Here is an 11,582-nt window from a genome sequence, read left to right as displayed (position 1 = left end):
GAGGAATCGAAGAAATGGCAACGACGGAACTGCTCGTCCAGGGCGTCCGGGTCGTGCGGCCCGATGCCGCCGACGGCGAGCCGGAACTGCTGGACATCGCGGTCGACGACGGCACCATCACGCGGGTGGCGCCCGGCCTGCCCGCCGACGACGCCGCGCGCGTGATCGACGGCCGTGGCCTGCTGGCCTTCCCCGGTGTGGTCGACGCGCACCAGCACTGGGGCATCTACAACGAGCTGTCCACCGACACCCGCACCGAAAGCCGCGCGAGCGCGCAGGGTGGCGTCACGACGTCGCTCACCTACATGCGGACCGGGCAGTACTACCTCAACAAGGGCGGCAGCTACCGGGACTTCTTCCCGGAGGTGCTGAGCAAGTCGGCCGGTAACGCCTATGTGGACTACGCCTTCCACCTGGCGCCGATGTCGTCGCAGCACATCGAGGAGATCCCGTACCTCGTGGAGGAACACGGCGTCACCTCGTTCAAGATCTTCATGTTCTACGGTTCGCACGGGCTGCACGGCCGGTCGACGAGCCAGAGCGACTTCCTGATGATCCCGCCGGACGAGCGCTACGACATCGCGCACTTCGAGTTCGTGATGCGCGGGGTGCAGAAGGCACGCGAGATCCTCACCGAGTACGCGCCGCACCTGTCGCTGTCGTTGCACTGCGAGACGGCCGAGATCATGACCGCCTACACGAAGCTGGTGGAGCAGGACGGTTCGCTGACCGGCCTGCGCGCCTACAGCGCTTCGCGGCCGCCGCACTCGGAGGGGCTGGCGGTCACCATCGCGTCGTACCTGGCGCACGAGACCGGACTGCCGAACATCAACCTGCTGCACCTGTCGTCGGAGAAGGCGCTGTCGGCCGCGCTGACGATGGCGAAGGCGTTCCCGCACATCGACTTCCGCCGCGAGGTGACCATCGGGCACCTGCTCGCCGATGTGGACACCGCGTCCGGCATCGGTGGCAAGGTCAACCCGCCGCTGCGCGAGCGCGAGGACGTCGAGGCGCTGTGGCGGCACGTGCTGGCCGGTGAGGTCGACTGGGTCGTGAGCGACCACGCGTGCTGCCGGGACGAGCTGAAGTTCGGCTCCGACCGCGGCGACGTCTTCCTGGCGAAGTCCGGTTTCGGCGGTGCCGAGTACCTGCTGCCCGGCCTGGTCGGTGAGGGCACGAAGCGGGGCCTGTCGCTGCAGAAGATCGCGAAGATGCTGTCGTGGAACCCCGCGCAGCGCTACGGCCTGCTGCGCAAGGGCACGATCGCCGAAGGCTACGATGCGGACTTCGCGCTCGTGGACCCGGACGTGCAGTGGACGGTGCGGGCCGCGGAATCGGAGTCGACGCAGGAGTACACGCCGTTCGAGGGCTTCCCGATGACGGCGCGCGTGACGGACACGTTCGTGCGTGGCAACCACGTCTTCGCCGACGGCAAGGTCGTGGGGGAGCCGGTGGGCCGGTTCCTCAAGCGGGGCCGCTGAGCAGTGCCTCCGCGGATTCCCGGAACCCGGTGACGAGCGGGTTGTGGTCGTCGGCCCGGCTGACGACCACAACCCGGGCGGGTTCGACGTCCTCGACCGGGATCACCGCGAGGTCGTCGCGCAGGGTGCTGCGCCGGTCGTGCGCGGGCAGGACGGCGACGGCCCGGCCCTCGGCGACCAGTTCGAGCTTGTCCTCGTGGGTCTCCACGACCTCGGGGCCGAGCGGTGCCGGTTGTCCGCCGGGGCGCGGTTCGAGCCGCCAGAACCCGGTCCACGGCGCGCCGCCGCCGGTGCAGGGGACGAGGGGTTCGGCGGCGAAGTCGTCCGGGGTGACCGATTCCTTGCCCGCGAGCGGGTGTGTGGCGGGCACGAGGAGGACACGCGGCTCGTCGTAGAGGGTGGTGACGTCGAGGCCGTCGGTGTCGAAGGGCAGCGGCGCGCGGGCGACGAGCACGTCCACCCGGTGGTCGGCGAGGGCGCGGGAGTCGTTCCAGTCGAGGTGCCGGGTGCTGACGTGGGCCTCGGGGTGGCGGCGGCGCAGGTCGCGGACCGCGGGTGTGATCACCAGGTCCTCGGTGTAGCCGATCATGACCGTGCGGGGTGGCGCGGCGGCTCGTGCGGTGGCCACCGCCTCGTGGGCCGCGCGCAGGACCGCGTGTGCCTTCGGCAGGAACGCCGCACCGGCCGCGGTGAGCCTGCTGCCGTGTGGGGTGCGCTCCAGCAGCCGCACCCCGACTTCGTCTTCGAGCCGCTGGATCTGCCTGCTGAGCGACGGTTGGGCGACGTGCAGTGCCCCGGCGGCTCTGGCGAAGTTCAGGTGCTCGGCGACGACGGTGAAGTAACGCACCAACCGCAGGTCGAGATCCATGTCGTCCACGGTATACGCCCGGTGCATGACGGGGTGCCGAACAGGTCTTGGACGCCCGCGCTCCGGCGGCGTTGACTCGATCTTGTCCCCAACGGACGAGAATTCGAGGAGATGACGATGGGACAGTACGACGGTAAGAACGTCGTGATCACCGGGGGCAGCAGCGGTTTCGGTTTCACCACCGCGGCCTTGCTCGCGACCGGAGGTGCACGCGTCCTGATCACCGGCCGAGACCAGTCCAGGCTGGACGCCGCGAAGGCCAAGCTGGGCGACAACGTGATCGCGGTGCGGAGTGACGCATCGTCGGTGGCGGAGATCGAGGACCTGGCCGACCGGGTGAAAAGTGAGCTCGGGACGGTCGACGCCCTGTTCGTCAACGCCGGCATCAACGGTTTCGCTCCGTTCGAGGGCACGAGCGAGGAGCTGTACGACGAAATTCAAAGGGTCAACGCGAAGGGCCCGTACTTCACGGTCCAGAAGCTGGCCCCGCTGCTGACCTCGGGGGCGGGCATCGTCCTGACCACCTCCGTCGCGAACGTCCTCGGCCTGCCGATGCTCAGCGCCTACGCCGCGAGCAAGGCCGCACTGCGCTCGATGACCCGCAGCCTGGCGAGGGAACTCCTCCCGGCGGGCATCCGGGTGAACGCCATCAGCCCCGGCCCGATCGACTCCGGAATCCTGGAAAAATCGATGCCCGCCGAGCAGACGCAGCAGATGAAGACGCACATGGCGGCTGACAGCCCGATGCAGCGAATGGGCACCACCGAGGAGGTCGCGAAGGGCGTGGCATTCCTGGCCTTCGAAGCAACCTTCACAACGGGTGCCGAACTGCCCGTCGACGGAGGCGGTTCACAGATCTGACGACTTGCTCCAGCCGACTGCGGCACGGGCAACGCGGCCACCCCGCCGCCCGCCGCAGCCAACACGCCGCCCGGAGCGGCAAACACGCCGCCCGGAGCGGCAAACACGCGCGTGTTGGCCGTTCCCGTCGCCGTGTTGGCCCTTCCGGGCAGCGTGTTGGCTGTTCCCGCTGGCGTGTTTGCCCTTCCGGGACACACCACCCGGCAACGCAAGCCCGGCGCCCCCCCCGGAAACCGCCACCCGGCAACGCAAGCCGACCCAAGACGTGCCCGGACCTTCCCCGCCCCTCATCCCCAGCCTGCTTCGGTCGCCGATCAGGCGGGTCAAGGTACTCTTTCCCGCCTTGACGCGTCTGCTCGGCGACTGGAACCCTCCGCGAGGAGGGGTGGGGGAGGTCGCGCACGAGCCGACCGACTACTGCGCGGCGGCGAGCCCAGCGGTCAGCGCCGGAGGCGCTTCCCCGCCAGCCGAAGGCGCGGCTCTCAAGATCAAAAGCGTCCTCGCCGGACAGTCAGGCTCCGGGATGATCAGGGGTTTCGAGTCCGGCTCACCTCGGGCAGGGGGTCGCTGTGCGGTCATCCCGTCGCCTTCCGGTTTGTGCATATCACCTTGAGCCAGGGCCGCAAGGTCGGCATGTCAACTCACGCGAGCACAAAGGTTGCGGCCCTGGCTCAAGGTGATCGTCCAGTGTCAGGCGACGGGATGACCACCCAGCTCCGGGTGTTTACTGCAGCTCGCTGGCCCGCGCTACCCGTTCGCGTTCGACTCCCGCAGCCAGGTCCAGTTGTCGCGGATCTCGTCCGAGGCCGCGCGCACCAGACCCCGGTATCGGTCGATCGCCTCGGGGGTGAAGCGGTACTGCGGTCCGCAGATGCTGATCGAACCGTGCACCTCGCCGTCCGGGCCGAACAGGGGCGCGGCCACCGAACCGGCGCCGGCCTGACGTTCGCCCAACGACACCGCCACGCCTTCGCGTGCTGCCTCCGCCAGAGCCGTTCGCAGTGCGCCCAGGTCGGTGATCGTCTTGTCCGTCAACGAGTCCAGCGGGCGGTGGAGCAGCGCTTCCTGGCGCTCCTCGGGCAGGAATGCCAAGATGACCTTGCCCGACGAGCCCGCGTGCAACGGGAAACGTCGGCCGATTTCCACCGTCATTTTGATCTCGCGCGGGCTTTCGAACTGGTCCAGGTACACCCGCTCGTCACCGACCAGGCCCGACAGTGTCGTGGTCTCGCCGGTCTCGTCCCGCAGCCGGCGCAGTATGGGCGTCGCGACCGTTCGGGCGTCGAAGCGGCGCAGGGCGCTCGCTCCCAGCGCGGCGGCGGCCTGACCCAGGCGGTAGCCGTTCACGTCGGGATCGGTGGCCAGCAGCTCACGCGACACCAGCGACTGCAGGATCCGGAACACCACCGCCTTCGACAGGCCCAGTTCGCGGCTGATCGCGCTCACCCCGAGGTAACGGGGACCGCCGGCGAAGAGCAGGAGAACGTCGGCGACCCGGGCGGCGGCTTCCGTGCCGGTGTTGTCGGTGGCCGGTGCGGGCTTGCGTCCGGCGGTACTCTTGGTCGTCAAAGCCGAAGGTCCTCGGGGTAGCGTTCCGCTGAAAGGAACGGTATTGGTGCAGCTTCGCCCCCACTGTACCGGTTCGAAGCAAGGAATGTTCCGTTGAGCGACACATTGTCCGGCGTGCAGGCGCAGCGGCGCTGAGGCAGGGTGGGGAGCATGGCCGAGGACAGGGTGACCGTGGACGTCGACGGGCGCCGCCTCTCGCTGTCCAATCTGGACAAGGTCCTCTACCCCGACGCCGGGTTCACCAAGGGGCAGGTGATCGACTACTACGCCCGCATCGCCCCGGTGATCCTGCCGCACCTGCGCGACCGGGCGCTGACCTTCCGCCGCTGGCCGGGCGGCGTCCGCTCGAACCCGTTCTACGAGAAGAACGCCGGCCGCAACGCGCCGTCGTGGGTGAAGACCGCGAAGATCGCGGGCGGCGGACGCGGCCAGAGCGACGACGTCAACCTGTATCCGCTGGTCAACGACGTGCCGACGCTGATATGGGCGGCCAACCTCGCCGCGCTGGAGCTGCACGTGCCGCAGTGGAAGGTCGGCCCGCGCGGGGCGCGCCGCAACCCCGACCTGCTGGTGTTCGACCTCGACCCGGGCGAGCCGGCCTCGATCGTCGAGTGCTGCCGTGTCGCCGAGCGGTTGCGGGACCTGCTGGAGGCCGACGGACTCCGGCCGTACGCGAAGACCAGCGGTTCGAAGGGCATGCAGCTCTACGCCGCGGTGAAGACGACAACTCCCGAGGACACCTCCAGCTACGCCAAGGCCGCGGCGAAGAAGCTCGCCGGGGAGACGCCGGCCGAGGTCACCGCCGTCATGAAGAAGGACCTGCGCCCCGGCAAGGTGTTCATCGACTGGAGCCAGAACAACCCGCACAAAACCACCGTGGCGCCGTACTCGCTGCGCGGCCGCGACGAGCCGACCGTGTCCACGCCGCTCACCTGGGACGAGGTCGCGGCCTGCACGAAACCCGCTCAGCTGAAGTTCCTCAGCGACGACGTCCTCGACCGGGTCGACGAGTTCGGCGATCTGCTCGGCGACCTCCACGAAGACCCGGTGAAGCTTCCGCGGGCCCGCTGACAGGCGAGCCACCCCCGGCGTGCGTCACCAGGGCGAACAGTAACGTGAGAAGCATGAGCCCCCGCTGGTACGAAGAGGGAGAGGAACCCGACTACCGGTTCACGCTCGCCAACGAGCGCACGTTCCTCGCGTGGTTGCGGACCGCTCTCGCGCTCGTCGCCGGGGCCGTGGCGCTCATGCAGTTCGTCCCGCAGTTCTCGATCTCCGGGCTGCGCGCGGCGCTCGCCGCGTTGCTCGCCGTCACCGGCACCCTGCTCGCCGCCTTCGCCTACCGCCGGTGGGCGCGGGTGCAGCGCGCGATGCGTCACAAGCGCCCGCTGCCGATGACGTGGCTGCCGTTCGTCGTCGGCTGGGCGGCCGCGATCGCCGGGGCCATCGTGGTGGTGGTCGTGCTGGCCACCGTGCGATGAGGGATCCGGGGCTCCAGCCCGAACGGACCGCGCTGGCCTGGCAGCGCACCGCATTGTCCGCCGCCGTCGCGGCCGTACTGCTGCTGCGCAGCGGCCTGGTGCGGGGTGCGCCGCTGGAGATCGCCGCCGCCGGGTGTGCCGCCGCGGTCGTCGTGCTGTGGTTCATCGCGGTGCGCCGCCCGTCCACGACCGGCAGCGCGCGGCGCATTCTCGCCGCGGCCACCCTGGCGGTCGCCGCGGCCGGCGTTCTCACCGCGATCCAGGTGGTCCTGCTGCCCTGAGCGCCCGCGCCCCGCGGATCGGTCTTCCGGCCCTTCCCGTGCGCCCCGCTGGTTCCTAGCATCAAGGGTTCCGGCGTTCAACGGCGAACGAATCGAGGCGCACAGCCATGGCGGGCAACAAAGCGGTCACCTATCTCGGACCGGGCAAGGTCGAGGTCGACACGATCGACTACCCGGGCTTCTCCCTCAAGGACGGCCCCGGCGTGAACCGGGCCAACGTGGGGCGCGAGGTGCACCACGGGGTCATCCTCAAGAACGTCGCGACCAACATCTGCGGCAGTGACCAGCACATGGTGCGGGGCCGCACGACCGCGCCGGAAGGTCTGGTGCTGGGGCACGAGATCACCGGCGAGGTGGTGGAGGTCGGCCGCGACGTCGAGTTCGTGAAGCAGGGCGACCTGGTGTCGGTGCCGTTCAACATCGCTTGCGGGCGGTGCCGCAACTGCAAGGAGGGCAAGACCGGGATCTGCCTGAACGTCAACCCGGACCGGCCCGGGTCGGCTTATGGCTACGTCGACATGGGCGGCTGGGTCGGCGGGCAGGCGGAGTACGTGCTGGTGCCCTACGCCGACTGGAACGTGCTGAAGTTCCCGGACCGTGACCAGGCGATGGAGAAGATCCTCGACCTGACCATGTTGTCGGACATCTTCCCGACCGGGTTCCACGGGTGCGTCAGCGCGGGCGTGGGCGTCGGCTCGACGGTGTACATCGCGGGCGCGGGCCCGGTCGGACTCGCGGCGGCGGCGTCCGCGCAGCTGCTCGGCGCGGCCGTGGTGATCGTCGGCGACCTCAACGAGGAGCGGCTGGCGCAGGCCCGCAGCTTCGGGTGCGAGACGGTGGACGTCTCGAAGGGCGATCCGAAGGAGCAGCTGGCGGAGATCGTCGGCGAGCCCGAGGTCGACTGCGGTGTCGACGCCGTCGGGTTCGAGGCACGCGGGCACGGCAGGGAGGCGGCGACCGAGCACCCGGCGACGGTGCTGAACTCGCTGATGGACATCACCCGCGCCGGTGGTGCGCTCGGCATTCCGGGCCTGTACGTGACGGGCGACCCGGGCGCGTCCGACGAAGCCGCACGTCAGGGTTCGCTGTCCATCCGGATCGGCCTGGGCTGGGCGAAATCGCACGCTTTCGCCACCGGGCAGTGCCCCGTGATGCGCTACCACCGCCGACTGATGATGGCCATCCTGCACGACCGGGTCCAGATCGCGAAGGCCGTCAACGCGACGCCGATCCCGTTGGCGGAGGCTCCACGGGGCTACCAGGAATTCGACCAGGGCGCGGCACGCAAGTACGTCCTCGACCCGCACGGCCTGCTGGCCAACGCCTAACCGATCGCATCCCAGGGGAGGAGGGCGTGCACGCCCCAGGTGCCGTTGGCGATCTGCGTGACCCGCAGGTCGACCGTCGGGCCGGCGAGGGCCAGCGCGGTCGTCCGGTCGACGCCGTGTAGCGCCTCCAGCCAGGTCAGCATGGCGTCGAGGGCGGTCGCGCTCGCCTCGTTGAGGTCGGTGTGGAAGCCGAACGTGACGCGGCCTGCCGGGGTTTCCGCGTGGATTCCCGGCACGGCCGCCTCGGTGAGCAGGTCGAGGGTCACCTCGGTGGTCATCCCGCATTCGATCGCCGTGCCCGCGACCTCGCCGTCACCTTGGGCCGCATGGCCGTCGCCGAGGTGCAGCAACGCTTCCGGCACCGTCACCGGCAGGTACAGCGTCGAACCCGCGACCAGCTCGCGGCAATCGATGTTGCCGCCGCCCTCGGGCCGCGGCGGGATGGTGGAGTGCTCGCCCGGCTCGTCCGGCGGCAGCCCGATGACGCCCAGGAACGGCGCCAGCCGCACCCGCTGGCCGAACTGGTTCGTGCCGGTACCATCCCGCAGCTCCCACAGCAGCCAGGCCGGGTCACCACCGGCGACACCCAATCGGCGGGTCAGCCAGTTCTCCTTCGCGGCGGCCACCGTGAAGCCCCAGCCGTCCGGGCGCAACGACCGCAGGCGCACGGCCAGCACGTCACCGGGCCGGGCGCCGCGGACCGCGATCGGGCCGGTGAGGCAGTGTCCTCGCGACTCGGGGAACATCCGCGGGCAGCGTTCACCGGGCGTCCGCTGCGGTTCGAGGTTGCCGTGCGCGTCGAGCGACCGGACCCTCACGGTCTCGCCGGGGTCGACCGTCAGCACCGGTGGGGTGTCGCGGCTGAGGACGTCGGTCGTGGTGTCCGGGGAGGGCTCAAGGTCCATGCGGGGCACTGAACCACGGCGACGTCAACGGCGGGCCGGGACCCGGAATTCCGACACGTCGCGGCTGCCGAGCCGGGTGCTCGGTCTCGCCGGAGAACGCCGCGGGAAGTCCGGCCGCACTCGCTCGGGGTGCCGGAAGGTGATCATTCCGCCGCCAGCCGCGCGGCGAGGGCGACGAACGTGCCCGCGAAAACCCGCCGCATCCACGCCCGCACCCGCGGCCGGGACAGCACCCGGTCCCGCATCGCCGCGGCACCCGCGCCGTAACCGAGGAACACCACCAGCGTCAGTGCCATGAACACCCCGCTCAGCTCGATCATCGTGAGCAGCGAGTGCGGATCGGCGGTGTAAACGAACTGCGGCAGGAACGCGAAGAAGAAGAGGGTGAGCTTCGGGTTGAGCACGTTCACCAGCACCGCCGACACGATCACGCGAACCGCCGACCGTGGCGCCGGGGCCTCCGGCGGCTGGTCCTTCTCCCGCAGCGCCGACCACGCCAGGTACAGCAGGTACGCCACGCCCGCGTACTTGATCGCCTGGAACGCGACCGCACTGGTGTGCAGGAGCGCGGCGAGCCCGGTGATCGCGGCGACGGCGTGCGGGACGATGCCGAGCGTGCAGCCCAGCGCGGCGATCGCGCTCGCCCGCGTGCCGTGGGCCAGGCCCGCGCTCATCGTCAGTAGCGCCCCGGTGCCCGGCGTGGCCACGACGACCAGCGCGGTGAGCAGGAACTCGAAGGACATGGCACCCACTCTGACCCCATACTGGTCCGGTGAACAGGTCCAAACCCGGGGCATCTCACCGGACCATAACGGGTTCGGACTTTCTCCAGCTGGACATCGGCGAAGCGCCCGCCGGTGCGCGGTCGGCGTGGCTGGCGGCCCGGATGCGGGACGCGATCGCCGACGGGCGCCTGCCGGTCGGCAGCCGTCTTCCCGCGACGCGGACGCTGGGGGCGGAGCTGGGCGTGTCTCGGGGCATGGTCACCGAGGCGTACCAGCGGCTGGTGGAGGACGGGCATGTCGCCGGACGGGGACGGGCCGGGACGGTGGTGGTGGCCGTGCCGGTCGCGGCGTCACCCTCGCCACCGCGGGCGCCGGAGGACGTGGGGTTCGAGCCGCATCCCGATGTCTTCGACCGGTTGCGGGCGGCGCCGGCCCGCATCGACCTCACGCCAGGGGTGCCGGACCTGGCGGCGTTCCCGCGGGCCGTGTGGCTGCGGGCGGAACGCGCGGTGCTCAACAATCTGTCCGCGCCGGACTTCGGTTACGGCGACCCTCGCGGCGCCCCGTCGTTCCGGCTGGCCGTCGCGAACTAGCTGGCCCGCAACCGCGGCATCCGCGCCGACGCCGGCGATGTCGTGGTGGTGGCCGGGGTCGCGCAGGCGCTGGGGCTGCTGGCGGCGGTGCTCCGCGCGGACGGCATCTCCGAGATCGCGGTGGAGGAGCCGGGTTCGCTGGGCACGCGGCAGCACCTGCGGCACGGTGGCCTGGTCACGCCGCCGGTCCCGGTCGACGGGGACGGCATCCGGGTGGACGCGCTGCGCTCGCCCGCGGTGCTGGTGACGCCTGCCCACCAGTTCCCGACGGGTGTGGTGCTCGGCGGCGAGCGGCGGCGGGAGCTGATGCGGTGGGACGGGCTGATCGTCGAGGACGACTACGACGCCGAACACCGCTACGACCGCCCGCCGGTGCCCGCGCTGCGGGCGATGCTGCCGGAGCGGGTGGTGTACGCGGGCAGCATCTCGAAGCTGCTCGCGCCCGCGCTGCGCATCGGCTGGATGCTGGTGCCGGCGCGGTACCAGCGGGACCTGGTGGACGCGAAGCGCTACGCCGACCTCGGCAACGCGGTGCTGCCCCAACTGGTGCTCGGCTATCTGATGGCCTCAGGAGAGCTGGAACGCCACCTGCGCTTCCTGAGGCGCCGTCACCGCCAGCGCCGTGACGCGATGATCGCCGCGCTGTCCCGGCACCTTCCCGACGCGCGCGTGCACGGTGCGGCAGCGGGCCTGCACCTGATGATCACGTTCGACGCGCGTCTGTCCGATGTGGATCTGGCCGTGGCGGTGCTGGCGGAGGGGGTCAAGGTGCAGCCGTTGTCCTGGCACCGCCAGCTCCCCGGTGAGCCGGGCCTGGTGCTGGGGTACGGCGCCCGGTCACCGGGCGAGATCGAGGAGGGCGTGCGGATCATCGCGGAGGTCCGTCGTAGCGCTCCATGATCTCCGCCAGCGAGCCGCCCACGTCAGCGCGCACCCTCGCCCGCACGTCCGCGGACATGTCCTGGCTCAGCTTGAACACGCTGCGCACCTCCCGCACTCGCACCCGGAACGCCACCACGTGCTCGATCAGCGACTCGAACCGTCCCCGCGACGAGGACATGTCCCACGGAGACGCCCGCAACCCTTCCGCCCGCTGCACCGTCTGCTCGACCACGTCCAAAGTGGACGCGGTATCCGGAACCGGCTCCAGCTCGCCCGTCACGTGCACCGCCGCGTAGTTCCACGTCGGGACGGCCGGGGTATAACCGTAGGTGCTCGGGGAGACGTAGCCGTCCGGGCCGGAGAACACCAGCAGCACCGGCGGACGCGAGGCGAACACCTCCCACTGCGGGTTCGCGCGCGCCAGATGGCCCAGCAGAACCACGTCATCCCACGACGAAGGTACTGAACCGGAGGGGAACACCACCGGCAGGTGCGTCGCGACGGGCGCGCCGGACGACGGAGTCACCAGTAGCGCGAACGGGTTGCGCCGTACCAGATCGATCTCGTCCGCGACCGACGGTGCGGCGTACCGGGCGAACTCGTGCACC

11 protein-coding genes and 1 pseudogene are annotated in these 11,582 nt (G+C 70.6%); 7 read left to right on the top strand and 5 right to left on the bottom strand.

Features of this window, described 5'->3' with window-relative positions; all coding sequences use genetic code 11:
- The first annotated feature begins 14 nt into the window (after positions 1 to 14).
- Positions 15 to 1,481, top strand: coding sequence for a dihydroorotase (locus HNR02_RS02645; protein ID WP_179771633.1), 1,467 nt, complete (start codon positions 15 to 17; stop codon positions 1,479 to 1,481).
- On the opposite strand, the gene HNR02_RS02640 is transcribed toward HNR02_RS02645, so the two are convergent.
- Positions 1,465 to 2,349: a LysR family transcriptional regulator gene (locus HNR02_RS02640; RefSeq protein WP_179771632.1), complete on the bottom strand. Its 885-nt coding sequence runs from the start codon at positions 2,347 to 2,349 to the stop codon at positions 1,465 to 1,467. The genes HNR02_RS02645 and HNR02_RS02640 overlap by 17 nt on opposite strands.
- A gap of 117 nt (positions 2,350 to 2,466) precedes the next feature.
- Here HNR02_RS02640 and HNR02_RS02635 point away from each other — a divergent pair, with 117 nt between their 5' ends.
- On the top strand, positions 2,467 to 3,210 hold the full coding sequence (locus tag HNR02_RS02635) for an SDR family oxidoreductase (RefSeq protein ID WP_179771631.1): 744 nt from the start codon (positions 2,467 to 2,469) through the stop codon (positions 3,208 to 3,210).
- A 747-nt stretch (positions 3,211 to 3,957) separates the two neighbouring features.
- Here the strand turns inward: HNR02_RS02635 and HNR02_RS02630 are convergent.
- A complete protein-coding gene (locus HNR02_RS02630) occupies positions 3,958 to 4,779 on the bottom strand; it encodes an IclR family transcriptional regulator (protein ID WP_179771630.1) in 822 nt (273 codons plus the stop codon).
- Between the two features lie 150 nt (positions 4,780 to 4,929).
- Between HNR02_RS02630 and ligD the strand changes: the two genes are divergently transcribed.
- From ligD to fdhA, 4 genes are all read left to right on the top strand, one after another.
- Positions 4,930 to 5,850, top strand: coding sequence for a non-homologous end-joining DNA ligase (gene ligD, locus HNR02_RS02625; protein WP_179771629.1), 921 nt, complete (start codon positions 4,930 to 4,932; stop codon positions 5,848 to 5,850).
- Between the two features lie 53 nt (positions 5,851 to 5,903).
- Positions 5,904 to 6,260, top strand: coding sequence for a YidH family protein (locus HNR02_RS02620; protein WP_179771628.1), 357 nt, complete (start codon positions 5,904 to 5,906; stop codon positions 6,258 to 6,260).
- On the top strand, positions 6,257 to 6,541 hold the full coding sequence (locus HNR02_RS02615) for a DUF202 domain-containing protein (RefSeq protein ID WP_179771627.1): 285 nt from the start codon (positions 6,257 to 6,259) through the stop codon (positions 6,539 to 6,541). The genes HNR02_RS02620 and HNR02_RS02615 overlap by 4 nt, the downstream gene beginning before the upstream one ends.
- A 107-nt stretch (positions 6,542 to 6,648) precedes the next feature.
- The gene (gene fdhA / locus HNR02_RS02610) at positions 6,649 to 7,869 is read left to right on the top strand and encodes a formaldehyde dehydrogenase, glutathione-independent (protein ID WP_179771626.1); all 1,221 of its coding nucleotides are present in this window, start codon (positions 6,649 to 6,651) and stop codon (positions 7,867 to 7,869) included.
- Here fdhA and HNR02_RS02605 read toward each other — a convergent pair.
- Positions 7,866 to 8,774 (bottom strand): acetamidase/formamidase family protein, encoded by a 909-nt coding sequence (locus tag HNR02_RS02605; RefSeq protein WP_179771625.1) that lies wholly within the window; start codon positions 8,772 to 8,774, stop codon positions 7,866 to 7,868. The genes fdhA and HNR02_RS02605 overlap by 4 nt on opposite strands.
- 143 nt (positions 8,775 to 8,917) lie before the next feature.
- Positions 8,918 to 9,517, bottom strand: a complete 600-nt coding sequence (locus HNR02_RS02600) for a LysE family translocator (RefSeq protein WP_179771624.1) — start codon at positions 9,515 to 9,517, stop codon at positions 8,918 to 8,920.
- Positions 9,518 to 9,546: 29 nt separating this feature from the next.
- Between HNR02_RS02600 and pdxR the strand changes: the two are divergent.
- Positions 9,547 to 10,992: pseudogene (pdxR, locus tag HNR02_RS02595) on the top strand (MocR-like pyridoxine biosynthesis transcription factor PdxR).
- Here the strand turns inward: pdxR and HNR02_RS02590 are convergent.
- Positions 10,961 to 11,581, bottom strand: coding sequence for an FMN-binding negative transcriptional regulator (locus HNR02_RS02590; RefSeq protein ID WP_179771623.1), 621 nt, complete (start codon positions 11,579 to 11,581; stop codon positions 10,961 to 10,963). The pseudogene pdxR and the gene HNR02_RS02590 overlap by 32 nt on opposite strands.
- Between the last annotated feature and the right edge of the window lies 1 nt (position 11,582).

It is taken from the genome of Amycolatopsis endophytica (assembly GCF_013410405.1).
Taxonomy (GTDB): Bacteria; Actinomycetota; Actinomycetes; order Mycobacteriales; family Pseudonocardiaceae; genus Amycolatopsis_E; species Amycolatopsis_E endophytica.
This window is presented reverse-complemented; position numbering and strand designations above follow the sequence as displayed.